Consider the following 22,578-nt stretch of genomic DNA (forward strand, 5'->3'; position numbering starts at 1 on the left):
TTTAGTGGGCTAAAAATAATTTATACAGTTGTTAATTTTTGTTAAAAGTAAAAATTTAGTTCACCTGCTCGCTTGTCATCCCAAAACGGCGCTCGCGTTTTTGAAAATCCAACACGGCCTCATACAGGTCTTCCTTCCTGAAATCGGGCCACAGCTTGGTTGTAAAATACAACTCGGCGTAAGCAATCTGCCACAATAAATAGTTACTTATACGGTATTCTCCGCTGGTTCTGATCAGCAGTTCGGGGTTCGGCATATCACCTGTAAACAGGTTTTGCTCAAAAACATCTTCATTAATATCATCTATATCAAGCTCGCCGCTTTTTACTTTGATGGCTATATTTTTTGCGGCCCTTACTATTTCGCGGCGCGAGCTGTAACTTAAAGCCAGCGTTAAAACCACGCCGGTATTGCCGGCTGTAGTTTCGATGGCGTTTTGAAGTTCGTTGTAACACTTTTCGGGCAGCATGTCTAAATCGCCAATTGCGTTTAGCTTAATGTTGTTTTTCATAAAGCCCGGCACCTCTTTGTGAATGGTACTTACCATTAACTCCATAATGGCCATTACCTCCAGTTTGGGGCGGTTCCAGTTTTCGGACGAAAACGTGTATAGCGTGATATATTTAATACCTAATTTATCGGCACCTTCAACAACATCCCTAACTGATGTTACACCGTTGTGATGGCCAAATATTCTTAATTTGCCTTTGCCCTTAGCCCAACGACCGTTGCCATCCATTATAATAGCCACGTGCTGCGGTAGTTTCGACAAATTGATCTGATCCAAATAATCCATATTACTCATTATCAAAAGCCACCCGGCACAAACACATTTGTGTAAAATTTTTCATCAATATTTAATACCCGCAATATTCGGTTTTTAGAAAAATTTATTAAATTCAAACAATTCCAGCCATTTTTTACAATCAAATTGCCGGATTTTTCAGGGTACAAAGGTAAAACTTACTTTGTATTTTTTTAGTATCCCGCACTAAAAGAAAATGTTATTGCAAATAATGCATTAAAACCATTCATTTACCTCTATAAACTGCCATTTTTCATAATAATTATATAAAGTATGCTAAATAACAAAGGGCCTGTTAGCATTGCTTGTTTCTACGCAATGTTAACAGGCCCGGTAAAATACTGCCTGTAAATAACTTACAAAGCTTTTACAATATTATATTCCTTTTTGTGCAAGGGCAGCAGCATCAGCCGGTTCAATATCAACTATGGCATATTGCTGAATACCGGTAATGGCCATTTCGTCAAGCGTGCTCACCAAACTGCTGTATTGCGATTTATCGCCGGGTTTAATGAGTACAATCATTGGTTTTCCTGTATCCTCACGTACTTTTTTGCTGGTTTCAATAATAACTTTGCGAATTCCGCTTGCCGAAAAACCAGCTATTGTTGGCGCAATGATAGGTTTTTTAAGCAGGCCCAAAAAATACATGGCCTTATTATCCTTACCCAATACTATAGTTAACGTTCGCTTGTCACTCACCTCGCCCTGTTCCGGGCCTTTAACCGGCATGGTAAGGTCCATGGCTTTTGATTTGGCCAGGGTAGTGGTCATGATAAAAAAGGTGATGAGCAGAAATGCCAGATCAACCATTGCGGTGAGGTCAACCCGGGTACTCATTTTTTTACGTTTGTGTTTTCCGCCTGCGTTTGAGGGTGATGCATTTAATTCGGCCATGACTTTAAGGATTAAGGTTAAAATTTAGTTTCGATAGTAAATAGCGCAATTCAATAATTAAACAGAATTAAATATTGGATTTTAATTTAAAAACGAATTAAATATTGAATTATTATCCAAAAAGTCAAAATAATTCTAAGCTACCCCAGGTAGGCCAATTTTAATTGCATGCTGTTAGTAATAGCACTTAGCGGTTACAAAGGTGAAAGCGATGGTAAAATTGAGGAAAAAGTAGGTATCGTGCGCTTTAAAGTCGCCGCGCTGTGAGCCTGCGGAGCCGATGTAGTGGCCGGTTAATTCGCCCGAGCGATCAGAAAGCAGGGCTGCCGTTGTGCCCATGCCATGTTTATCGGGGTATACACCGCTTACATCGTCCAGGTAATCGGTAAATACGTAGCGGTAGCCCATATCGGCCATAATGGTAAACTTACCCGAAAAATTATATTTAATACCCAAACCGTAAGGAATTACGAGGGTATTATTGCCATAGGGTTTGATCTGCCCCTCGGTTTTCAAAGGCCTTAGGCTGCGGGTGCCTCCCTGGTAATCCTGGGCCTGCGGCGCATAGGAGGTGATACCAATACCGGTAAATATGTAAGGTGTGTACCTGTTTGGGCCGGCATCGGGAATATAATTCATAAAATTAAATTCGCCGATAAGGCTTAACTCGCGCAGCTGATCTTTAAAATTAAGGTTACGCTCACGAAACTGCTGGTTATTTGAGCGGCTGTCATAAGCCGCGATATTGCCTACAGCCACATTAAGCTTTGCCGAAAAATAGCCGTCGAAATTACGTTTACCATAGATACCTGCCGATACTCCGCTCACCTTAACCGGGTTATTGGGATTAAGATCGCCGATATAGCCCGCGCCTCCTATCGATCCGCCAATTTCCCAGGTTGATTGCGCCTGTAGCTGATAAGTAAAAAACAAAAGGGCTATGAAGAGTAAAACTTTAGGCATTCAGTATATTTAGTAATTACGGGCATCCAAACCCCACAACAATTTATTCCTTAACGTATTCAGATAGCTTTCATTATTGAGGCGGATCAAATTTAATTCGAAACCTGCCTTTTGTACATGAAACTTAACGGTTTGATCTAAAACTTCGGTTCGCGAATCGCAGGAGATAATATAGCTGGCGCTGCGGCTCTCTACCTCAAAACAAAGCTTGCTGGTATCGGGTATTACAATTGGCCTTACATTAAGGTTATGCGGCGATACCGGGGTTACCACAATGGTGTTTGACTGCGGAAAAATAATAGGCCCGCCACAACTTAGCGAATAGGCTGTTGAGCCGGTTGAGGTTGAAATGATAATACCATCGCCCCAGTACGAGTTTAAAAACTCATCATTTAAAAATACATGGGTGATGATCATGGCGGCATCATCGCGCTTATGAATGGTTACATCATTCAACGCAAAATTATTATCGCCAAAAACATTATTAGGCGAATCAACCATAAGCAGTTCGCGGCAATCGCAGGTAAACTGCCGGTTTACCACTGCATGGATGGCCGCCGTAATATCATTTTTATTAACGCTGGCCAAAAAGCCGAGGCGACCAAAGTTGATACCGATAACCGGGATGCCCGAATCGCGGATTACCGTTACCATATCCAGTAAGGTGCCATCGCCGCCAAGGGTTATAAAAATATCAATAAAGCCTTTCAATGTTTCGGCCGGGCGCAATACCTTATATTGTATGGTGGGTAGTTTATCCTGCAAATATTCATGCAGTTGCTGATGCACGTAAATATCAACGCCGTGATGAGCCAGGTTATCAAATACCTGCTGTATAAAAGGTAAAACAGATGGCTCATTAAACGGCCTGCCGTAAACTGCTATTTTCATTTTTTAAAAAAGCGAATATCGAACTTTGAAAGTACATTAACGCGATATGGCATAAATAATTAATACCTCTTCAATTTAAACATCGTTTCCGGATGTTTTTCCGGCCCGGATTAAAACACATCTCCATAAGCACAAATTATGACTTATTGTTTGCATATATTCTTAAAACACACCTTTTTACAGGCATAAACGTGCAAATAACTACAAGGTAAAATAATTAATTTTAACTATTTTACACCCGCCTTATTGCAATGCACAAAGCTTTCGTTTATATGGATAGCACCTTTACCCAAAACTTACTTAACATACAAATGATAGCCGATGAGCTTCCGTCGGCCTTAATAATTCATGAAGTTGCAACGCTGAAGATAGTTTATATGAACCGTAACGGCCTTGAAGTATTGGGCACCACGCTTGCCGAGCTGCAGGCTATGGGACCGGAAACCTACCATATCAAATATTTTAATACCGAAGACAGCGATGAGTACGTACCCAAAATTTTGCATTTAATAAGAAGCCGGACGCAGGAACAGGTATCCTATTTTCAGCAGGTACGTGTGCCCGAAAAAACCGAATGGCAATTATTTGTAAGCAATACCAAAGTTTTTGCACGTAACGAAGCGGGCGATGCAACTCACCTGCTCACCATGGCCAGCATGCTTGATCCAACGCATCACATTACCACTAAGGTAAACCGGCTGATGGATGAGGTTAGTTTTTTGCGACAGAATAACCCGCTGTTTTTAACCCTTACCAAACGCGAAAAAGAGATTTTGAAATATATAGCCATGGGCATGAGCTCGCCCGAGATAGGTGCCAAACTTTTTATAGCCCCGGCAACTGCCGAAACTCATCGTAAAAACATTAAAAATAAACTGGGATTGAAAAACAATTATGATGCGGTGAGATTTGCGCAGGCGTATAATTTGGTGTGAGAAGTACTGAAACCCCAATAAAGGTGGTGTGATAAAGATCGTCCATCAGGGCATAATGACTTTGTAGGAGTTGATTTTTAAGGCCTTGGGCAGGCCGCGTTAGGGATAGGAGCGTAAAGCCCGGAGCGTGTAGTGGCATGTGCGCAGGCAAAGCGAGGACTTGCAGCGGATAGCCCGCCCGTTGGCTAACGGGAACGCCCAAATTACAATCAAGACACGAAATTATCTTGCGGTGGCGGCTCCTGATGTTCACAACGGCCATATCCTATCATACAAGCATTGGCCGCTCATTTGCCGCGGAGGCTGTTACTTTTGTCTTGACACAAAAGTAACCAAAAAGTCAAGACAGAAAAAAGCTTCCCCTCACAGGCCATACGCCCGGCCCGCTTTTCTGTCAGGCCACCGCGCATTTATAAAAAACACACTTGACATTCGATAACTTACAGCTAAGTTATTATAAATACAAAGCGATGGCGAACTACAGATACAACTCTGCGTCTATGCGATTGCTTCATTCCTCAATGACGAAAATGATTAACAAATTACCCTACAAATTCAAATAATTCATCAAGGAATCATACCTGTCGCGGGCGCTATCATTAATATCGGTATGATTAAAGGAAGCTTTGATATCGTATTCGTAGCGTAAAAAGCTGGCTATGATGGCCGAGATATCCTGTTTATTTATTTTGAGGGTAACCTCCATACGGGTAGAATCCGGATAAGCCTGCACATATGAGCTCAGGATCTGGGCATTGTCAGATTCAACAATCTGGGCCATGTGTGCAAGCGAATTATTTTTATTGCTGATCTCGAGCACAATAATGCCGCCGGGTTGTGATACCGAAGTTATTTTAGCAAAGTATTCGGTAATGGCATTAATAGATATCAGGCCAAGGTAATTGCTTTTGGCATCAAGCACCGGCACTACGGTAAGCTGTTGCTCATAAAACAACCTGATAACATCATAAATATGCTGATCTTCCAGTACATAAGGATTAACCAGCGAAAGCGCCAGGGCACCAATTTGCGTTTGATAATCGTTTTCGGCTACCAGGTCGTCTTCGGCCAGCAGGCCCAAAAACTGTTCTTCATTAACAATAGGCAAATGCCTGAGGCGAAATTCCACCATGCGGTCGAGCACTTTCTGTATGGTATCAGAAGTGTGTACCGGAGGTATCGAATCAGCTATCAGGTCGAGCGCTATCATTTATGCATTCACTTTGGCCTCTAATTTAGTTAAAAACTGTTTAAGCAAAACATTAAACTCTTCGGGATGCTCCATCATAGGGGCATGTCCGCATTTATCAATCCAGTGCAGTTCAGAATCGGGCAGCAGTTCGTTAAACTCCACGGCAACCTCGGGCGGGGTAATTTTATCATTACGGCCCCAGATTAAGCATACCGGAAGCGTCATTTTGTTCAGCTCCTTTTTCATATTATGCCTGATGGCCGATTTTGCCATGGCCAGCAAACGTATAACGCGATTTCTGTCGTTTACAGTATGGAAAACATCATTTACCAGTTCATCCGTTGCAATTGCCGGATCATAAAAGGTAAATTGCACCTTTTCGCGCACAAAATCAATGCTTTCACGGCGCGGAAACGAACCGCCAAAAGCATTTTCGTACAAACCCGAGCTACCGGTTAATACCAATGCTTTTATATTTTCGGGATGCGCGGTTAAATAAACCAAAGCTACATGCCCGCCAAGCGAGTTACCAAGCAACGTGATATTGCTAAGCTTTTTAAACTTGATGAATTTGTGTACAAATTTTGATAAGCTTTTTACCCCCGTGCTAATCAGTGGCATATCATACACAGGCAACATAGGTATAATTACCCTGTACTTCGATTTAAACTCATTAATAACCCCGTCCCAGTTGCTTAACGCGCCCATTAAACCATGCAGCAGTAACAGCACTTCTCCTTCGCCCTCATCGATGTAACTAAAACCGTGTTCCTCTTTAAGCACGAACTCCATATAAATTATCCGAATAAATATTTCAAATTACCTTATACCAAAAATAGTTTTGGTACAAATCTGTGTTTTAACGCCGCAAAATTAGTTTATTGCAACCTACATGTAGCAAGTATAGCAATTATTTATCAATGTAGTTATGTTAAGCTTTTATTAAGTGTTATAACATTTACGCTACATCAATGTTTAAAAAGCTGTATAATAACTAAATATTTAAAAGCCTATCCCAGCAACTGCTTCACCACTTCGGATATTGTTTTGCCATCTGCCTTGCCGGCAAGTTCTTTACTGGCCATACCCATTACGCGGCCCATATCTTTTACAGATGTGGCACCTATGCGGCCAATCAATTCTTCAAGATAACCTTCAATTTCAAAACGGCTCATTTGCTGCGGCAGGTACTCTTCAATAACCAGCATCTCGCCCATTTCAACCTGGTACAGGTCGTCGCGGTTTTGAGTTTTATAAATATCGGCCGATTCCTTGCGTTGCTTTACCAGTTTTTGCAATACCTTGATTTCGGCATCTTCGGTTAGCTCCTCGGCAGCGCCTTTTTCTGTTTTTGCTAAAAGCAATGCCGATTTAATAGCGCGTAAAGCCTGTAAACGATCGGCCTGTTTGGCCAGCATGGCCAGTTTAATATCCTGGTCTATTTGTGTGGTTAATGACATGGTTTAATTAGTGAATTAATGAGTTAGCGAATTAGTGATTTTTTGATGTGCAGATTTCAGATGTGCAAATGTGCAGATTATTATATTAAACAACAGATGAGCCATTTTCCCAATTAAAACATCTGCACATTTAAAATTTGCATATCTGCACATCTAACACCTATCCCCTATATATCGTACCGGCATTAGCCTGCGCGGTGGGCATAATCAGCAAATCGTTAATATTAACATGCTTTGGGCGCGAGGCCACAAACCAAATGGTTTCGGCTACATCCTCAGCCGCCAGCGGTTCAAAGCCTTCGTAAACTTTTTTTGCCCTTTCCTTATTACCTTTAAAACGCACTTCCGAAAACTCGGTTTCAACAGCGCCGGGGTGGATTGCAGTAACTTTAATGCCATGCGGCAGCAGATCAATACGCATACCTTTATTTAAGGCATCAACCGCGTGTTTGGTAGCACAATATACGTTTCCGTTGGCATAAACCTCCTTACCGGCTATCGAACCCAAATTAATAATATGGCCGGTTCCGTTTTCAATCATCCAGTTTGATACTACACGGCTTACATACAGCAGGCCTTTAACATTGGTATCAATCATGGTTTCCCAATCGTCAATACTGCCTTTTTGTATCGGGTCGAGCCCCTGGCTCAGGCCGGCATTGTTTACCAGCACATCAACCTTTTTCCATTCGGCGGGTAAGTCCTCCAGGTTGCTGATGGTATCTTCGCGGTTGCGCACATCAAATGATGATATGGCAATCTCTGCGCCATATTGCTCATTAAGGTGTTTGGCCAGTTTCTCCAGGCGTTCCAAACGCCTGCCCGTTAAAATTAAATTATATCCTTCACGGGCAAAAACGTGTGCGCATGCTTCGCCAATGCCTGCAGTAGCCCCGGTAATTAAAGCGATCTTACTCATAGGATTTATAAAAGTAAGCAGCGAAATTAGGCTTTTTAGTTTAAAATATTGTCGGATGTTGGTAAGGAGATGATTTTTACTCACCCCGAGTCGCTTCGCTCGTCACCCCTCTCTGCTGCGCAAGGAGGGGACTGAAGAAGTTCTATTTTCTTACCCTCTTTGCGGCTTGCCGCAGAGAGGGTGATCCAGCGAAGCGCAGATCGGGTGAGTAAACTATGTGCCCTGTAGGCAAACTGCTTCGGTTGCGTTATAAACGCAAACCCATGTTAAGCACACATTATAAATGAGCGCAAGGGATGGGGGGGGGTAAAACTTTGCGCGCTTAAAATTAAGAGATTAGTGATTGGAGAATAGAGATTAGTATTTGCGTCTTAAAAATCTTTTCGTGCCTAAAATCTCCAGCTATCCACAAAAATCTTTGCGGCTTAGCGTCTTTGCGTGCCTAAAAATCCGCAACTATCCACAAAAAGCTTTGCGCCTTAAAAATCTTTGCGCGCTTAAAAATCTCCAACTATCCACAAAAAGTTTTGGGGCTTAGCGCCTTTGCGTGCCTAAAATCCGCAACTATCCACAAAAAAACTTTGCGCCTTAAAAATCTTTGCGTGCCTAAAAATCCGCAACACGCCCCTACTCAAAAATCAAACTAAACATAAAAGTATGCAAGCCCAACCTGCTGATGGGGCTTGAATAAGGATGATTTTCCCGAAGTAAAATATTACCGAATGAGTTAGAAATTTTAATCTCGGGCGAGAGTTTGAAAAACTCGAAGTAAATATCACAGCCTATACCCGCCTCGTACGAAGCAAAGCCGCTTATGTTTTTAACCAGCTTTTCGGAAAGATCGAGATTAGCATCCGAGTTTTTTTTGGAGCCGATAGCCTGTGTATATTTTAAACCGCCTATTACATAAGCGCGGAAATCGCCCAGGCGATCGGATTTTAGTTTGATCAGCAACGGCACATCAACCGAGGTAGTCTGCACTTTTTTGTCAACATCTTCGGATGGATCAACATACGAGTAATGCAGGGCCCTGTCGGCAAATATTAACGATGGCGTGGTGCGCACCTCAAGATGCTCTGTAATGCGGTAACGGGTTAAAAACCCAACACCGAAACCGGGCGTACTTTTGGAGCTGATGCTGTTTAGCCGCCCTTTAACAATCGATCCGTCCACATCCCTGAAGGCATCCCGAAAATCGGCCTGTTTGCCGATCTTAAAATCGCTGGCAACATAAGTGAAGCTAAAGCCAAAGCTCAGATCCTGCTGATCGGCCCCGCCACCCCATGCCGGTACCCGCTGTGCAAACGCCGTACTGCAGCCAAACAAAAGCACTAAAATAACAAGGTAGCGGTTTATCATCATTTATTTTATGCCGGTGTATATCGAACAGATACCAAACGCCAAAGGCCTGCATTTGGTATTTTTAAAACCCACTTTATCCATCAGCGCAACAAAATTCTTCCCATCAGGAAAAGCCGCCACAGATTCGGGCAGGTAACTGTAAGCTCTCGAATCTTTACTGAACAACTTACCAATACCCGGCGTAATATAGTTAAAGTAAAAATTATACAATTGTTTTATGGGGAATGCTTTTGGTTTTGAAAATTCCAGCACTACAGCTTTACCGCCTGGTTTTAAAACGCGGTTAATATCGGCCAGGCCCATTTCCAGATTTTCAAAGTTGCGCACGCCGTATGCTACGGTTACGGCATCAAAGCCATCGGCGTCAAAAGGCAGTTTTTCTGAGTCGCCCAGTTTTACTTCAAACTTATCGCCCAGACCGCGTTTCGCAATTTTTTGCTCCGCGATATCGAGCATCCCTCTCGAAATATCAACACCGATAATTTTTTCGGGTTTGAGGATAGATAGCGCCTCGAAAGCAAAATCACCGGTACCGGTGGCTACATCTAATATCAGTTTGGGTTGATCTTGTTTTAACTCATTGATCGCCTTTTTACGCCAGATAATATCGATGCCCAGCGACATGAAGTGATTCAGAAAATCGTATGTTTTGGAGATATTGTTGAACATATCGGCCACCTGCTCTTTTTTGGTAGCCTGCTCGTTTTGGTACGGAGTTATAGTTTTGCTCATTGCGGAGGCAAAGATAGTGATTGTATGATTAATGCGGGGATATTAACAAAGGTGAATTGATTACAAAGCAGGTTCAGGCGTCTACGCTTGAACCTTTCGGAATGTAAGCGTCCTTCGCTTGAACGTGCGCTAAAAGTTAGACTGGCGATATAAATTTATAAAGCCAAATCACTACTTTTAAAAACCAATCACCGCTGTTGTAAACCAGCGATTTATAAAAACCACTCTTAGCTCACCGTATGAAAGAAGAACAAGCATCCTCGCGCCGTAGTTTTATTAAAAAATTAACTACAGCTACGGCGGCCGTTGCCGCCGGTTCAAGCCTTGTAGCTGCCGAAAGCCAGGGCAAATCATTCTCCATTATTAAACGTTTGGTTGGCAACAGCCCTAACGACCAGGTAAACCTTGCCCTGATAGGTGCCGGGGGCATGGGCACCCAGGATACCATAACCGCCCTGCAAACGCCGGGTGTAAAACTGGTTGCCGCCTGCGATTTGTACGATGGCCGCCTTAAAGATGCCAAAACCCGCTGGGGTGCCGACCTGTATACAACCCGGGTTTATAAAGAGATCCTGAACCGCAAGGATATCGACGCGGTGATTGTTGGCACGCCCGACCATTGGCACCAGCAAATTTCGGTAGATGCGATGCATGCCGGTAAGCACGTATATTGCGAAAAACCAATGGTACATGCCATAAGCGAAGGCCCGGCGGTTATTAAAGCGCAAAAAGATACCGGCATGGTTTTCCAGGTGGGCAGCCAGGGTGTATCGTCATTAGGTAACGAAAAAGCACATGAACTGCTAAAAGCCGGGGCAATTGGCGAGTTAAACTATGCCGAAGGTTTCTGGGCGCGCCGCAACCCGCTTGAGGTTTGGCAATACCCTATCCCGGATGATGCTTCGCCCGAAACCGTGGATTGGGAAACTTATATCAGTAATACAAAAAAACGGCCGTTTGATCAGAAACGCTTTTTCCGCTGGAGAAACTATACCGACTATGGTACAGGCATGGCAGGCGATTTATTCGTTCATCTCTTCTCGAGCCTGCATTTTATAACTGATTCTGTTGGCCCCAATAAAATTTATGCCTCGGGCGGTTTACGCTTCTGGAATGATGGTCGTGAAGTACCTGATGTGTTGTTAGGCACTTTCGATTATCCCAAAACCCAGGCGCACCCGGCCTTTAACCTATCCTTACGCTGCAACTTTGTGGATGGTACCAGCGGCACAACTTATCTTAAACTGGTAGGCAGCGAAGGCTCGATGGATATTACCTGGGATAAGGTGGTGTTGAAACGCAATAAGGTAATGACTTCTGATGATCCTTTTTACCTGGATAAACTAAAAAAAGCCGGAAGCGGTTATGCCGAACGTAAAAAAATGCTCCCGCCCGAAGAAATCACCTATGATGCAGAAAAAGGATACCTTGGTGGCCCGTACGATCACATGGTAAACTTTTTCACCGCCATCCGCAATAAAGGTAAAGTAACCGAGGATGCTGTGTTCGGCTATCGCGCGGCTGCTCCTGCCCTGTTGTGTAACGATAGCTACTATAACAACAGCCCGATGTTTTGGGATCCGGAAAAAATGCAGCTTATCAAAAAATAACCTATCATAACAAACACCTCATTATGAAACAACATTTAAAAAAGATAGGACTGGTTACACTTGCGGCAACTTTGGTTTGCGGACAAATCTTCGCCACCCCTGGTCGCAAACCCAAGCCACATAAACAAGCTACCCCTGCAAAAGGTAGCTGGGTAAACCTGTTTGATGGTAAAACCTTGAAAGGCTGGCACAGCTTCAACAAAAAAGGCGCAGTAAAAAACTGGACCATTGTTGATGGCGCCCTCGTTTGCCTCGGCGCGGCCCAGGGCGATACCGGCGGGGATATTGTTACCGATAAAGCCTACACCAATTTTGAGCTAAGCTGGGAATGGAAAATTGATAAAGGCAGCAATAGCGGCGTAATGTACCACGTAGTTGAAGACCCGAAGTACCACGCCACGTATGAAACCGGTCCCGAATACCAGATCATTGACGACCAGGGCTGGCCCGACAAACTGGAAGACTGGCAAAAAACCGGCTGCGATTATGCCATGTACCTCCCCAACTCGCAAAAAAAGGTAGCACCAGTTGGCACCTGGAACACCAGCAAAATTGTTTTCAACAACGGCCATGTGGAGCACTGGCTAAACGGCAAAAAAATATTAGCCTTTGAAGCCTGGACCGATGACTGGAAAAAGAAGAAAACGACAGGCAAGTGGAAGGATTATCCGGATTACGGCACTGCTAAAACCGGTTTAATAGCCTTGCAGGATCATGGGCATAAGGCTTATTTCAGGAATATTAAGATTAAGGAGCTGTAGTCTGAACCGGGATTTGGGGGGATTTTTGGGATGGGTAGGATGCTGTCTGAATCAGAATTTACAGAATTTTAGAATTAACAGAATCTCATCACAATAAAGAAATTCTGAAAATCCTAAAATTCTGTAAATTCTGATTCAGACAAAAGAAATCCGATAAATCCTAAAAATCCCCCAAAATCCTGGTTCTTACAATGTCGCCAACAACCCTTCCATATCCAGTCTGCGGGTATACATCGTTAGTTTACCTTCATGATCTACAGGCCAATCTTCTTTAGGCCTATCCCAGTATAATTCAACGCCGTTACCATCCGGATCATTCAGGTAAATGGCTTCAGATACACCATGGTCTGATGCGCCGGTGATGGGATATTTCGCTTCGATTAATCTTTTCAGTGCTACGGCCAGATCTTTTCTTTCGGGATATAATATTGCAGTATGGTATAAACCCGGAGCATATTCGGGTGCGGGCGAAGCACCTTTGCTATGCCAGGTATTTAAGCCGATGTGGTGGTGATAACCGCCGGCCGAAATAAAAGCGGCCTGATCGCCATAAGTAACCATTTTTTCAAAGCCGAGCAAACCACAATAAAAATCGAGTGATTTTTGCAGGTCGCTCACTTTTAAGTGTACGTGGCCGATACGGGTTTGGGCGGGGATCTTATATTCGTTCATTTTCTGTTTCCGTTTGATTGTTTAGAGCAGAACGTGACGGAGTTTTCAATGCCTCCGTAACGTTAACTATCACAAATTTAATTGTTTTTGGCACTGAGCGTGTCGGCACAAAGTAAATAAATGTTTAAACATTTATTTTAAGTTAACAATCAACCCTGCAACATTTATCAATCAAAAACAAAACCCTACCTTTGCAGGATGATCGTAAAAACGGCCGAATTTATTTGCAGCAACAGCCAGGTAAGCAAGTTACCTCCGCCGGTAAAAGCTGAATATGCTTTTATCGGGCGCTCAAATGTGGGTAAATCCTCACTTATCAATACCATAACAGGTAAAAAGGGATTAGCCAAAACATCGCAAACGCCGGGCAAAACGCAATTGATCAATCACTTTTTGATTAACGAAAGCTGGTACATTGTGGATTTACCAGGTTACGGTTATGCGCGTGCGTCAAAAACAGAAAAGGCTAAATGGGATAAGTTTATACATACTTACCTTGATAAACGCGAAAGCCTGCAATGCGTAATGGTACTGATTGACAGCCGCCTCGACCCACAAAAAATCGACCTTGAATTTTGCAACTGGCTTGGCGAAAAAGGTTTGTCGTTTGTATTGGTATTTACCAAAGCAGATAAGCAATCGAGCATCAAAACAGATCAAAGCATCGCTAAATTCAGGAAAGCTTTGATGACCACGTTTGAAGAAATGCCACAGTATTTTATTACTTCGTCTGAAACGCAATTAGGTAGGGAAGAGATTTTGGAGTTTATTGATGTGGTAAACCAGGGTTTTGAAATACCTCATTACCAGCAGCCAGAACAAAGTGAATAAGAAAATATGGGTTTAGATCTATCACATGTTGTGCCTACCACGGACGAAACCCTGGAACAGTTCACAATAGAAGAACTTAGCTCCAATCCGGAATTTATTAAACGTTACAGGCATATGTTTAAAGAGCGTGATGGGGAATTAGTTTTATACTTTAAAGAAAAAGGTTATCAAAGAAAAGGCATGAAAGTTGAGTTTTTTGATGCTTTTGAAGACTCAAAGCCCTATTTTGAAAAGAAATGGGTAGAAAAAGCCATGCTTTATTTAAAACCCAACCATCCATTCGGGTTTGATTTCAAAAAAAATTTTGTTGACAATTTTATTGAGGGGGAAAGTATATTTTATATTTCCTGGTAAGACAAGCCATGGTTTCCTCCCTAAAAGATATTTTTATAAGTTATCATGAAAAAATACTTATCCTTAGTAACCTTCGCTCACACCATCTTCGCCATGCCCTTCGCTTTCATCGGCTTCTTTTTGGCGGTAACCACAACCCAATACCACTTCGACTGGCTTAAACTGGTATTGATGGTGCTGTGTATGGTTTTTGCCCGCAACTCGGCTATGGCTTTTAACCGTTATTTGGATAGAGACATCGATATAAAAAACCCACGTACCAAACAGCGCGATATTCCGGCAGGACGAATTAGCCCCAAGGCTGCTTTAACCTTTGTTATTGTCAACTGTTTGTTATTTATTACAGCAACCTGGTTCATTAACAAACTCTGCTTTTTCCTCTCTCCCGTTGCTTTATTTGTGGTAATGGGTTACAGTGCTACCAAACGCTTTACAGCGCTTTGCCATTTGGTTTTAGGCTTAGGTTTATCACTTGCTCCTATCGGTGCATATTTGGTGGTAACAGGTCAATTTGCTATTACGCCGATATTTTTCTCATTATCAGTACTGTGCTGGGTAAGCGGTTTTGATATTATCTATGCCCTGCAGGATGAGGATTTTGACCGTAGCCAAAACCTGCATTCAATTCCAGCTTATCTGGGTAAAGTGAATGCCTTAAGGTTGTCAACTTTCCTGCACGTGCTTTCGGCCATCTTTATCATGATGCCGGCTATTGAAACACATGTAGGCTTTTTGTATTACATCGGTATCGCGTTTTTCTGCGCCATGCTGGTCTACCAACATTTATTGGTTAAACCGAACGATTTAAGCCGGGTTAACTTCGCGTTTATGACAACCAATGGTATTGCCAGTGTGGTATTTGCCGTATTGTTTTTGTTGGATAGGATATGGATCCACTAAGCGCGCTCCAAAAATTCAGGGAGTATTTTGAAAGCTATGTACCGCTTACTGATGAGGAGTGGCAGGCACTTTCACAATATTTAACTGTCGACACGCTTAAAAAGAAAAAGTTTTATGTAGAGGCCGGAAAGGTTTGCGACCAGATAGGCCTGATGGTAAAAGGCGCTGTTCGCTACTATCACGTTAAGGACGGCGAAGAAATTACCGGTTACTTCAGCTTTGAAAACGAAATGCTGAGTTCGTACAAAAGCTTTCTTAAACGGAGCCCGGCAGCAAATTATATCCAGGCGCTGGAAGATTCGGTAATTGTGAATCTGAGCCACAAAAACCTTCAACAAGCCTGCACGAACCCATTGCTTGGCTTCAAAATGGAGCGCTTCGGCAGGTTGATTGCCGAACATTACCTCATCTGCTACGAAGAACGCGTAACTTCGTTCATCACCCAATCGCCGGAGGAACGCTACAGTCAACTCCTCGAAACCGGCGGCGAAGCCTTATATCGCATCCCACAACATTATATCGCCAATTTTTTAGGTATTACTCCTGTTTCATTGTCACGGATCAGGAGAAGGATTATGAAGATAAGCGCTTAATGGAGCTGAAAGCCGAACGCTTAAGGCTGAAAGCAAAAAGTTGCAAATCCAATCAAATCCGCAGTCAAGGCAATCAATCGTCAAAATCTGTTTAATCAAAAACCAATCGGTGTAATCCCCAAAAAATAAATCCGAAATCGAACATCCGAAATCCGAAATCCCCCCAATTCCTTATCTTTTGTTAACGTTTTGATTTACAAAGGCCGCCTACCTTTGTTATACACAAAACGAGAAACATTATGCATACCATATTAGGAGCCGGCGGCCCCGTAGCGAACGCCCTCACCAAACAATTAATAGCCCACAACGAAGCCATCCGTTTAGTTAGCCGCAAACCCGCTAAGGTTGATTACGATAAAGCAACCTGGCAAAAAGCTGATCTGCTTAATTATGATGAAGTATTGGCCGCCGCACAGGGATCAACCATTATTTACCTCGTTGCCGGATTAGTTTATGATAAAGACATCTGGCGCACGCAATGGCCGGTAATTATGCAAAACGTGATAAACGTTACCAAAGCAACCGGTGCCCGTTTAATATTTTTTGATAACGTTTACATGTATGGGCTTGTAAACGGTGCCATGAAAGAAGATACGCCCTACAAACCCAGCAGTGTTAAAGGACAAATCCGTGCAGGTATTGCCGAAATGCTGATGAATGAAGTTAAAGCCGGAAATATTCGAGCCACCATTGCCCGTGCACCCGATTTTTACGGTACCGACTCGACCAATAGTTTTATTGATATGATGGTGCTGAGCAATTACGCCAAAAAGCAAAGCGCCAAATGGATAGGCGATGCAAACTGTAAACACAATTTTATTTATGTGCCGGACGCAGGTAAAGCAATGTTCCTGCTTGGTCAAAATCCGGATAGTAACAACCAGATCTGGCACCTCCCTACCCCGCCTGCCATTACCGGTAAAGAATTTTTAAATATCGCCGCCCGGGTTTATAATGTTGAGCCGAAATACTCAAGTATCAATAAAGTTATGCTGTGGCTGGCCGGTTTATTCAAAAAGGTGATTATGGGTACGGTTGAGATGTACTACCAATACGATCATGATTATATTTTTGATAGCAGCAAGTTTGAAAAGATATTCAACTTTAAGCCAACAAGTTATGAGGATGGGATAACTGAAATGTCGAAAACACTTTATAAGGGGTAAGTGAGAAGTATATGTTAAAAAACGTCATAGCGCCCTGACTTTATAGGGCGGATTTGTATAGCCCCTCTGCCTCCTGGGGATTGCTTCGTACCTCGCAATGACGACTATTATAAATTTAAATAGATTAGAATTATTCGAGTCTGCGAGAGGCAATTGCCTCTCGCAGATTTTTTACTTTAAGCTTATCAAACAATCCATTTTTAAACGTGTATTATTTGCACATCATCAAGCATAATCTGCAAATTTGCACATACGCATATCTGCACATCTAAAAAATCATGATCCACAAAAAAACAAGAACATATATCCCTGCTTCCCTCGATATTAAATGGGAAAACCTTGAGCCATTTTATAAAGAACTACTTGAGCGCCCTATCAATTCGGTTGAAGAACTGGAGAAATGGCTGCGCGATAAAAGCGAATTGGAAGCCGCATTAGAAGAAGATTTTGCGTGGCGCTATATCCGCATGACCTGCGATACCGCCAGCGAAGAGTTACTACAAAAATTTCAATACTTCGCTACCGAGATCGAGCCAAAAATTGCACCATTCAGCAATGAGCTGAATAAAAAACTGGTTGCCAGCGAATACGTTGACCAACTGGATGGCGATAAATATTTTGTATTTCTTCGCGCGGTAAAGAAAGCGTTAGAGCTTTTCCGCGAGGAAAATATCCCGGTACAAACCGAGATCCAGGTAGAGCAGCAGAAGTACCAATCAACCACCGGTGCTATGTCGGTGCATATCGATGATAAGGAATTTACTTTGGAGCAGGCTTCGGTATTTTTAAAAGGAACCGACCGTGCTAAACGCCAGGAAGTTTGGGAAAAGATCACCAGTCGTCGCCTGCAGGACAAGGAAAAACTGGATGAACTTTTTGATCATCTGCGCAAGCTTCGCCATACTGTTGCTGTAAATGCCGGTTTCGAAAACTTCCGCGATTACATGTTCCAGGCTTTGGGCAGGTTTGATTATACGCCGCAGGATTGCTACGCTTTCCACGCGGCTATTGAAACAGAGATTGTTCCTATCCTTAGGCAACAGGCCGAAAAACGTCGTGAAGCTTTGGGCCTACCGGCGCTTAAACCCTGGGATATGGATGTAGATATTTCGGGCAAACCGGCTTTGAAACCATTTCAAAATGGAGAGGACCTGATCGAAAAATCTATCCAGTGCTTCAGCAACATCAACCGCTACCTGGGCGAACGTTTGGAGATCATGAAAGATAACGGTCTGTTTGATGTGGAAAGCCGCAAAGGCAAAGCTCCGGGTGGTTACAACTATCCGCTGGCAGAAACCGGCGCACCATTTATTTTCATGAACTCGGCCAATACTTTCCGCGACTTGACTACCATGGTACACGAAGGAGGCCACGCGGTGCACACCTTCCTTACTGCCGACCTGGAACTGAATGATTTTAAACATTGCCCATCCGAAGTTGCCGAATTAGCATCCATGTCGATGGAGTTAATCTCGATGGATAACTGGAATGTTTATTTTGATAATGAGGAAGACCTGAAACGCGCCAAACGCGATCAACTGGTTGATGTTTTGAAAACCCTGCCATGGGTAGCCGTGGTAGATCAGTTTCAGCACTGGATCTACACCAACCCCGGTCATACCGATACCGACCGCCGCACTGCCTGGGTAGAGATCTTTGAACCGTTCGGTGCTAATTTTGCCGATTGGAGCGAGCATCCTGAAGCTTTGGCTAACTTGTGGCAGAAACAGCTTCACATTTTCGAAGTGCCGTTTTACTATATTGAATATGGTATGGCCCAGTTAGGTGCCATCGCTGTTTGGAAAAACTACAAAGAAAATCCTGAAAAAGGATTACAGCAATATTTGGATGCTTTGAAGCTTGGTTACACGAAAACCATTAAGGAAATTTATGAAACCGCCGGTATCAAGTTTGATTTCAGCGCGGGTTATGTAAAGGAACTTGCTGAGTTTGTGAAAGCAGAATTAGATAAATTGAATTAAGCTAAATTCCAATCCAAACACTAAAAGCGCCAATAGGCGCTTTTAGTGTTAAAAAAACCTCTGCCGCGGGTTTAGCGTAGCGTAACCCTTGGTGTAAAATAGTTCGGGTCTCTGACCCGAGTGGGATTCGAGCTGTTATTCAAATTTATTCTGCTAATTCTAAAATCCTGTAAATTCTGATTCAGACAGGGGACTTAAGTTGAAAACTTAAGTCATGGCCAACCACGGGTTACGCTGCGCTAAACCCGCAGCAGTTATTTGTTTTATTACGCTAATATCTTTTTGTAAAGGTTATAGTAATCGCTCACCATCTTCTCGCTCGAAAACTGCGAATTAGCCCAATCAAAACAATCCTCCCTGCTGATCTGATCAAGCCAACCAACAGCATCTACCGCCTCATCAACCGTATCAACCAGAAAACCAGTTTGCGCATCTTTAATCAACTCAGGCATTGATCCACGGTTAAAAGCAATCACCGGCGTACCGCAAAGCATAGCCTCGGCTACACTTAAACCGAATGGTTCGTTAAAACTAATAGGATGTAACAAGGCATAAGCATTACCCAAAAGTTCGCGCCGTTTGTCCGGACCGGCATGGCCAATGTATTCTACATCATCCCCTAACAACGGCTCAACCTTTTCCTTAAAATAATTAGCATCCTGCACTATTCCCGCAATCAGCAATTTGCGTTTGCTTTTCCTGGCTATGGCGATAGCTTCGGCAGTTCCTTTATCGGGATGGATGCGACCGAAGTATAGAAGATAATCATCAGGATCATCATAAAACTGAAAATCACGGGGATCGATACCATTGTAAACCGTAGCGATATAATCCAATTCGGGGCTTCGATCCGAGTTACTTATCGAAACATAATATCCCCTGTCGTTATATTTTTTATAAACGGGGATAATCCGGGGTGATGAGAAACCATGTATAGTAGTAATTACCGGCGTTTTGATCAAACCGGAATAAGTGAGCGGTAAAAAATCAAAGTTATTATGGATGATATCAAACTGCCCCGCCTTCTCCATCAAGTTACTGATGTGCAGACACTCCAGCACTTTGGCGTCCTGTGTTCTGTCTTCCTCATAACCTGTAGTACAAACAGCATCAAGCTTACCCGAGGTGATAGAATCGCCGGTAGCGAATAGGGTTACCTCCGCGCCAAGCTTTACCATGCCTTCGGCAATGTTTGATGCTATTTGCTCCCACGGCCCGTAGTGCCTGGGCGGTGTGCGCCAGGCTACGGGGGATAATACAGCCACTTTCATTTAGCAGATCTGTACTTTTTGGTTGTATTTGTTGTACTCGTACTCCAGCTCAAAGGCTTTTAATACGGTAAGGTGCGATATCAAATAGGCCAATGTACTTTCAGCCCCCTGGTTACGGTTAATGCCTCCCGGAAGCAGGCCATCGCAACAGCCTTTGGTTTCATGATCATACAATGGCGCTCGCAGGGTATTCTCGCCCAAAAACCATTTATAGCTCAAAAACATTTTTTCGATATACTGCGGAACCCTAAAAATCTGGTAAGCCTGGAAATGCATCAGCACCATTGCCATGGTTTCAATAGCCTGCTGATCGAAGGTTGGGAAAGTGCCGCCGCGGTAGTACCAGCCATCGTTACCAACAGGGCTTAGATAACCGTTTGATAACGTAAGCTGATCGAGGAAGGCCATGGTTGCCAGAGCGATTGTTTTGGCTTCCTCATTGCCGGTTATCTCGCAGGAGTGCAGCAAAGCCAAAGGCAAAATAGCGTTATCGTAGGTCATTTTTTCTTCAAACCACTGCCAATCATCAGATTGGGTATTGTTGTAAGCATCAATTAACGGCTGAGTTAAGTTGACCAATATTTTTACCATCCCTTCATCTGTAGGGTAAGCCTGCAGGTATAAACTGATACCTATAATGGTATTTGCAACTCCCCTCAGATGCTTCAAAGTAGAAAAATGCGGCACCGATTTATGGAAGATCTCCAAAGAAAACTCCCTGTACGAGTTACTGGCAGCGCAACTTATCAAATGCCCTAAAGCCCATATTGTACGGCCAAAGGAGTCTTCCGAACCTACCTCATCCAGGTATCTCCTGTCAAAACTCAGGAAATTACGAAAATTACCATCATCGGTTTGCATATAGTGGATATAGCTAAGGTATATGGGCAACAATTCGAAAGCTTCGCGGCTTTTATTACGCTGATAGGCCATAAGGGCCATAATGAGCGCACGGGCATTATCATCCAGGCAATAACCCTCTTTTAAATTGGGGATGCCATATTTAGCGTGTTGTACAATGCCGGTATCATCGGTTAAGCGTAAAACATGGGTCAAGCTGAATTTCGGCAATATCTCCGGGTCGACAATGCTGTTGCGTAAAATTTTATCGCTAAAATCAAAACGGCTTAAAGCCTCCTGGGCCACTTTAATAAATTCGGCACCGATAACCGGCCAGCGTAAATGTAACCCGTATTGGTAAGCGTTTTCTTTTAGTTCGGCAAGTACTCTATCCTGATCAAGCAGTTCGATTACGATTTCGGCTAATGCTTCCGAATTTTTAAAATCGAACAGGCGACCGCGTTTATCGGCCAGCAATTCTGTAGCATGCCAGTATGGTGTTGATACCACAGCGGCTCCTGCTCCTACCGCGTAGGATAAGGTACCGCTGGTTATCTGCGCCTCGTTTAAATATGGGGTTACATAAATTTCGCAAGCAGTTAAGTAATTCACCAGCTCCTCTTCCGAAACAAATTTGGCAATGAAAGCCAAATTTTTTGAAACACCTAATTGCGTGGCAAGTGATTTTAAATGGTCGCGGTATTCCTCTCCCGAATTTTTAATTACCCCCGGGTGGGTATTACCCAACACCACATACATCACGTCGGGATGTTTTTCAACTATTTTCGGCAGTGCTTTTACAACCGTTTCCAAACCTTTATTGCGGCTTAGTAAACCGAAGGTTAACATTACCCTTTTATTTTTAAAAGCTGAGAGATTTTTTACCGGGTTATCAGCTGGCGCCTCTACATCAGGTACACCATGTTCAATAATTTGGATCTTGTCTACAGGGATCTCATATATCGAGGTTAAAAACTCTACAGCCCTTTTGCTCATCACAATAATCTTTGACGATTGCTCGGCTATCTCACGGATAATAATACGCTGTACATAGCTCGGATCTTTTAATACGGTATGTAAAATAGAGATCAGCGGTTTCTCTAAGCGATTAATGAGCGGCAAAATATAAATACCGCTTTCGCCGCCGTAAATACCAAACTCATGCTCCATAATACATACATCGGCATTACTGGTGTTGATGTAGTTTGCCGCGCGGATATAATCTTTTTGATGATTTTGACGGATAACATATTTCACCTCCTCCGGGTATTCATATTCCTGCAAATTTTCCGAATCGTTAAGCGCTACAACAAAGCCGTTTTGCGCCAGAGTTTTTCTATCAGGAAAATTTGAGCTGATGGCGTGCATCAGATTATTATTAAACGTTGCTAAACCGCACTCGCGGGGTGGATAGGTTGATATATATGCTATTTTCATAAGTA

At 43.1% G+C, this 22,578-nt stretch carries 22 protein-coding genes; 9 read left to right on the top strand and 13 right to left on the bottom strand.

Annotated features, from left to right (window positions below):
- Window positions 1-55: 55 nt before the first annotated feature.
- The 4 genes from HYN43_RS17765 to HYN43_RS17780 all read right to left on the bottom strand — a co-directional run bounded on the left by HYN43_RS17765 (window position 56) and on the right by HYN43_RS17780 (window position 3,556).
- Window positions 56-796: an undecaprenyl pyrophosphate synthase gene (locus tag HYN43_RS17765; RefSeq protein WP_119411271.1), complete on the bottom strand. Its 741-nt coding sequence runs from the start codon at window positions 794-796 to the stop codon at window positions 56-58.
- 384 nt (window positions 797-1,180) lie between these two features.
- Window positions 1,181-1,702: an ExbD/TolR family protein gene (locus tag HYN43_RS17770; protein WP_119410627.1), complete on the bottom strand. Its 522-nt coding sequence runs from the start codon at window positions 1,700-1,702 to the stop codon at window positions 1,181-1,183.
- 174 nt (window positions 1,703-1,876) lie between these two features.
- A complete protein-coding gene (porG, locus tag HYN43_RS17775; RefSeq protein WP_119410628.1) occupies window positions 1,877-2,665 on the bottom strand; it encodes a type IX secretion system protein PorG in 789 nt (262 codons plus the stop codon).
- A 9-nt stretch (window positions 2,666-2,674) separates the two neighbouring features.
- Window positions 2,675-3,556, bottom strand: coding sequence for an NAD kinase (locus HYN43_RS17780; protein WP_119410629.1), 882 nt, complete (start codon window positions 3,554-3,556; stop codon window positions 2,675-2,677).
- A gap of 251 nt (window positions 3,557-3,807) precedes the next feature.
- On the opposite strand from HYN43_RS17780, the gene HYN43_RS17785 reads away from it, so the two are divergent.
- Window positions 3,808-4,491 carry a response regulator transcription factor gene (locus tag HYN43_RS17785; RefSeq protein WP_119410630.1) on the top strand — a complete coding sequence of 228 codons (684 nt, stop codon included), beginning with the start codon at window positions 3,808-3,810 and terminating at the stop codon, window positions 4,489-4,491.
- 547 nt (window positions 4,492-5,038) lie between these two features.
- Here the strand turns inward: HYN43_RS17785 and HYN43_RS17790 are convergent.
- The 6 genes from HYN43_RS17790 to ubiE all read right to left on the bottom strand — a co-directional run bounded on the left by HYN43_RS17790 (window position 5,039) and on the right by ubiE (window position 10,156).
- Window positions 5,039-5,701 (bottom strand): CBS domain-containing protein, encoded by a 663-nt coding sequence (locus HYN43_RS17790; RefSeq protein ID WP_119410631.1) that lies wholly within the window; start codon window positions 5,699-5,701, stop codon window positions 5,039-5,041.
- Window positions 5,702-6,475, bottom strand: coding sequence for an alpha/beta fold hydrolase (locus tag HYN43_RS17795; RefSeq protein ID WP_119410632.1), 774 nt, complete (start codon window positions 6,473-6,475; stop codon window positions 5,702-5,704).
- A 218-nt stretch (window positions 6,476-6,693) separates the two neighbouring features.
- Window positions 6,694-7,143, bottom strand: coding sequence for a GatB/YqeY domain-containing protein (locus HYN43_RS17800; protein ID WP_119410633.1), 450 nt, complete (start codon window positions 7,141-7,143; stop codon window positions 6,694-6,696).
- Window positions 7,144-7,303: 160 nt separating this feature from the next.
- Window positions 7,304-8,062, bottom strand: coding sequence for an SDR family oxidoreductase (locus HYN43_RS17805; protein ID WP_119410634.1), 759 nt, complete (start codon window positions 8,060-8,062; stop codon window positions 7,304-7,306).
- A 627-nt stretch (window positions 8,063-8,689) separates the two neighbouring features.
- A complete protein-coding gene (gene porT, locus HYN43_RS17810; RefSeq protein WP_119410635.1) occupies window positions 8,690-9,424 on the bottom strand; it encodes a type IX secretion/gliding motility protein PorT/SprT in 735 nt (244 codons plus the stop codon).
- Window positions 9,425-10,156, bottom strand: a complete 732-nt coding sequence (gene ubiE / locus HYN43_RS17815) for a bifunctional demethylmenaquinone methyltransferase/2-methoxy-6-polyprenyl-1,4-benzoquinol methylase UbiE (protein ID WP_119410636.1) — start codon at window positions 10,154-10,156, stop codon at window positions 9,425-9,427.
- A gap of 239 nt (window positions 10,157-10,395) precedes the next feature.
- Here ubiE and HYN43_RS17820 point away from each other — a divergent pair, with 239 nt between their 5' ends.
- Together HYN43_RS17820 and HYN43_RS17825 are read left to right on the top strand one after the other, a co-directional pair.
- Window positions 10,396-11,766, top strand: a complete 1,371-nt coding sequence (locus HYN43_RS17820) for a Gfo/Idh/MocA family protein (protein WP_119410637.1) — start codon at window positions 10,396-10,398, stop codon at window positions 11,764-11,766.
- Window positions 11,767-11,789: 23 nt separating this feature from the next.
- Complete coding sequence (locus HYN43_RS17825) at window positions 11,790-12,527, top strand: 3-keto-disaccharide hydrolase (protein WP_119411272.1); 738 nt, start codon at window positions 11,790-11,792, stop codon at window positions 12,525-12,527.
- Window positions 12,528-12,713: 186 nt separating this feature from the next.
- Here the strand turns inward: HYN43_RS17825 and HYN43_RS17830 are convergent, their stop codons facing one another.
- Entirely contained in the window at window positions 12,714-13,199 is a 486-nt protein-coding gene (locus tag HYN43_RS17830; protein WP_119410638.1) for a VOC family protein, read from the bottom strand.
- 198 nt (window positions 13,200-13,397) lie between these two features.
- Between HYN43_RS17830 and yihA the strand changes: the two genes are divergently transcribed.
- From yihA to HYN43_RS17860, 6 genes are all read left to right on the top strand, one after another.
- Entirely contained in the window at window positions 13,398-14,030 is a 633-nt protein-coding gene (gene yihA / locus HYN43_RS17835; protein ID WP_119410639.1) for a ribosome biogenesis GTP-binding protein YihA/YsxC, read from the top strand.
- A gap of 6 nt (window positions 14,031-14,036) precedes the next feature.
- Window positions 14,037-14,384: a hypothetical protein gene (locus HYN43_RS17840; RefSeq protein WP_119410640.1), complete on the top strand. Its 348-nt coding sequence runs from the start codon at window positions 14,037-14,039 to the stop codon at window positions 14,382-14,384.
- A gap of 45 nt (window positions 14,385-14,429) precedes the next feature.
- Window positions 14,430-15,284, top strand: coding sequence for a UbiA-like polyprenyltransferase (locus HYN43_RS17845; RefSeq protein ID WP_119410641.1), 855 nt, complete (start codon window positions 14,430-14,432; stop codon window positions 15,282-15,284).
- Window positions 15,272-15,877: a Crp/Fnr family transcriptional regulator gene (locus tag HYN43_RS17850; protein WP_119410642.1), complete on the top strand. Its 606-nt coding sequence runs from the start codon at window positions 15,272-15,274 to the stop codon at window positions 15,875-15,877. The genes HYN43_RS17845 and HYN43_RS17850 overlap by 13 nt, the downstream gene beginning before the upstream one ends.
- Before the next feature lie 239 nt (window positions 15,878-16,116).
- Window positions 16,117-17,043, top strand: coding sequence for an NAD-dependent epimerase/dehydratase family protein (locus tag HYN43_RS17855; RefSeq protein WP_119410643.1), 927 nt, complete (start codon window positions 16,117-16,119; stop codon window positions 17,041-17,043).
- A 278-nt stretch (window positions 17,044-17,321) separates the two neighbouring features.
- The gene (locus HYN43_RS17860) at window positions 17,322-19,025 is read left to right on the top strand and encodes a M3 family oligoendopeptidase (RefSeq protein ID WP_119410644.1); all 1,704 of its coding nucleotides are present in this window, start codon (window positions 17,322-17,324) and stop codon (window positions 19,023-19,025) included.
- Between the two features lie 266 nt (window positions 19,026-19,291).
- On the opposite strand, the gene HYN43_RS17865 is transcribed toward HYN43_RS17860, so the two are convergent.
- Together HYN43_RS17865 and HYN43_RS17870 are read right to left on the bottom strand one after the other, a co-directional pair.
- Window positions 19,292-20,296 (bottom strand): glycosyltransferase family 4 protein, encoded by a 1,005-nt coding sequence (locus HYN43_RS17865; protein ID WP_119410645.1) that lies wholly within the window; start codon window positions 20,294-20,296, stop codon window positions 19,292-19,294.
- Entirely contained in the window at window positions 20,297-22,573 is a 2,277-nt protein-coding gene (locus tag HYN43_RS17870) for a glycosyltransferase family 4 protein (protein WP_119410646.1), read from the bottom strand.
- Window positions 22,574-22,578: the final 5 nt, after the last annotated feature.

The sequence above is a fragment of the Mucilaginibacter celer genome (assembly GCF_003576455.2).
GTDB lineage: Bacteria > Bacteroidota > Bacteroidia > Sphingobacteriales > Sphingobacteriaceae > Mucilaginibacter > Mucilaginibacter celer.

Excerpts from the sequence above, each read along its gene's own strand:
- HYN43_RS17785 (WP_119410630.1), top strand. The coding sequence starts at position 3,808 with ATGCACAAAGCTTTCGTTTATATGGATAGCACCTTTACCCAAAACTTA.
- HYN43_RS17865 (WP_119410645.1), bottom strand. The coding sequence starts at position 20,296 with ATGAAAGTGGCTGTATTATCCCCCGTAGCCTGGCGCACACCGCCCAGG.
- HYN43_RS17800 (WP_119410633.1), bottom strand. The coding sequence starts at position 7,143 with ATGTCATTAACCACACAAATAGACCAGGATATTAAACTGGCCATGCTG.
- HYN43_RS17840 (WP_119410640.1), top strand. The coding sequence starts at position 14,037 with ATGGGTTTAGATCTATCACATGTTGTGCCTACCACGGACGAAACCCTG.
- HYN43_RS17765 (WP_119411271.1), bottom strand. The coding sequence starts at position 796 with ATGGATTATTTGGATCAGATCAATTTGTCGAAACTACCGCAGCACGTG.
- HYN43_RS17850 (WP_119410642.1), top strand. The coding sequence starts at position 15,272 with ATGGATCCACTAAGCGCGCTCCAAAAATTCAGGGAGTATTTTGAAAGC.
- HYN43_RS17825 (WP_119411272.1), top strand. The coding sequence starts at position 11,790 with ATGAAACAACATTTAAAAAAGATAGGACTGGTTACACTTGCGGCAACT.
- HYN43_RS17860 (WP_119410644.1), top strand. The coding sequence starts at position 17,322 with ATGATCCACAAAAAAACAAGAACATATATCCCTGCTTCCCTCGATATT.
- HYN43_RS17830 (WP_119410638.1), bottom strand. The coding sequence starts at position 13,199 with ATGAACGAATATAAGATCCCCGCCCAAACCCGTATCGGCCACGTACAC.
- HYN43_RS17805 (WP_119410634.1), bottom strand. The coding sequence starts at position 8,062 with ATGAGTAAGATCGCTTTAATTACCGGGGCTACTGCAGGCATTGGCGAA.
- HYN43_RS17820 (WP_119410637.1), top strand. The coding sequence starts at position 10,396 with ATGAAAGAAGAACAAGCATCCTCGCGCCGTAGTTTTATTAAAAAATTA.
- porG (WP_119410628.1), bottom strand. The coding sequence starts at position 2,665 with ATGCCTAAAGTTTTACTCTTCATAGCCCTTTTGTTTTTTACTTATCAG.
- HYN43_RS17870 (WP_119410646.1), bottom strand. The coding sequence starts at position 22,573 with ATGAAAATAGCATATATATCAACCTATCCACCCCGCGAGTGCGGTTTA.
- yihA (WP_119410639.1), top strand. The coding sequence starts at position 13,398 with ATGATCGTAAAAACGGCCGAATTTATTTGCAGCAACAGCCAGGTAAGC.
- porT (WP_119410635.1), bottom strand. The coding sequence starts at position 9,424 with ATGATGATAAACCGCTACCTTGTTATTTTAGTGCTTTTGTTTGGCTGC.
- ubiE (WP_119410636.1), bottom strand. The coding sequence starts at position 10,156 with ATGAGCAAAACTATAACTCCGTACCAAAACGAGCAGGCTACCAAAAAA.
- HYN43_RS17855 (WP_119410643.1), top strand. The coding sequence starts at position 16,117 with ATGCATACCATATTAGGAGCCGGCGGCCCCGTAGCGAACGCCCTCACC.
- HYN43_RS17770 (WP_119410627.1), bottom strand. The coding sequence starts at position 1,702 with ATGGCCGAATTAAATGCATCACCCTCAAACGCAGGCGGAAAACACAAA.
- HYN43_RS17790 (WP_119410631.1), bottom strand. The coding sequence starts at position 5,701 with ATGATAGCGCTCGACCTGATAGCTGATTCGATACCTCCGGTACACACT.
- HYN43_RS17780 (WP_119410629.1), bottom strand. The coding sequence starts at position 3,556 with ATGAAAATAGCAGTTTACGGCAGGCCGTTTAATGAGCCATCTGTTTTA.
- HYN43_RS17845 (WP_119410641.1), top strand. The coding sequence starts at position 14,430 with ATGAAAAAATACTTATCCTTAGTAACCTTCGCTCACACCATCTTCGCC.
- HYN43_RS17795 (WP_119410632.1), bottom strand. The coding sequence starts at position 6,475 with ATGGAGTTCGTGCTTAAAGAGGAACACGGTTTTAGTTACATCGATGAG.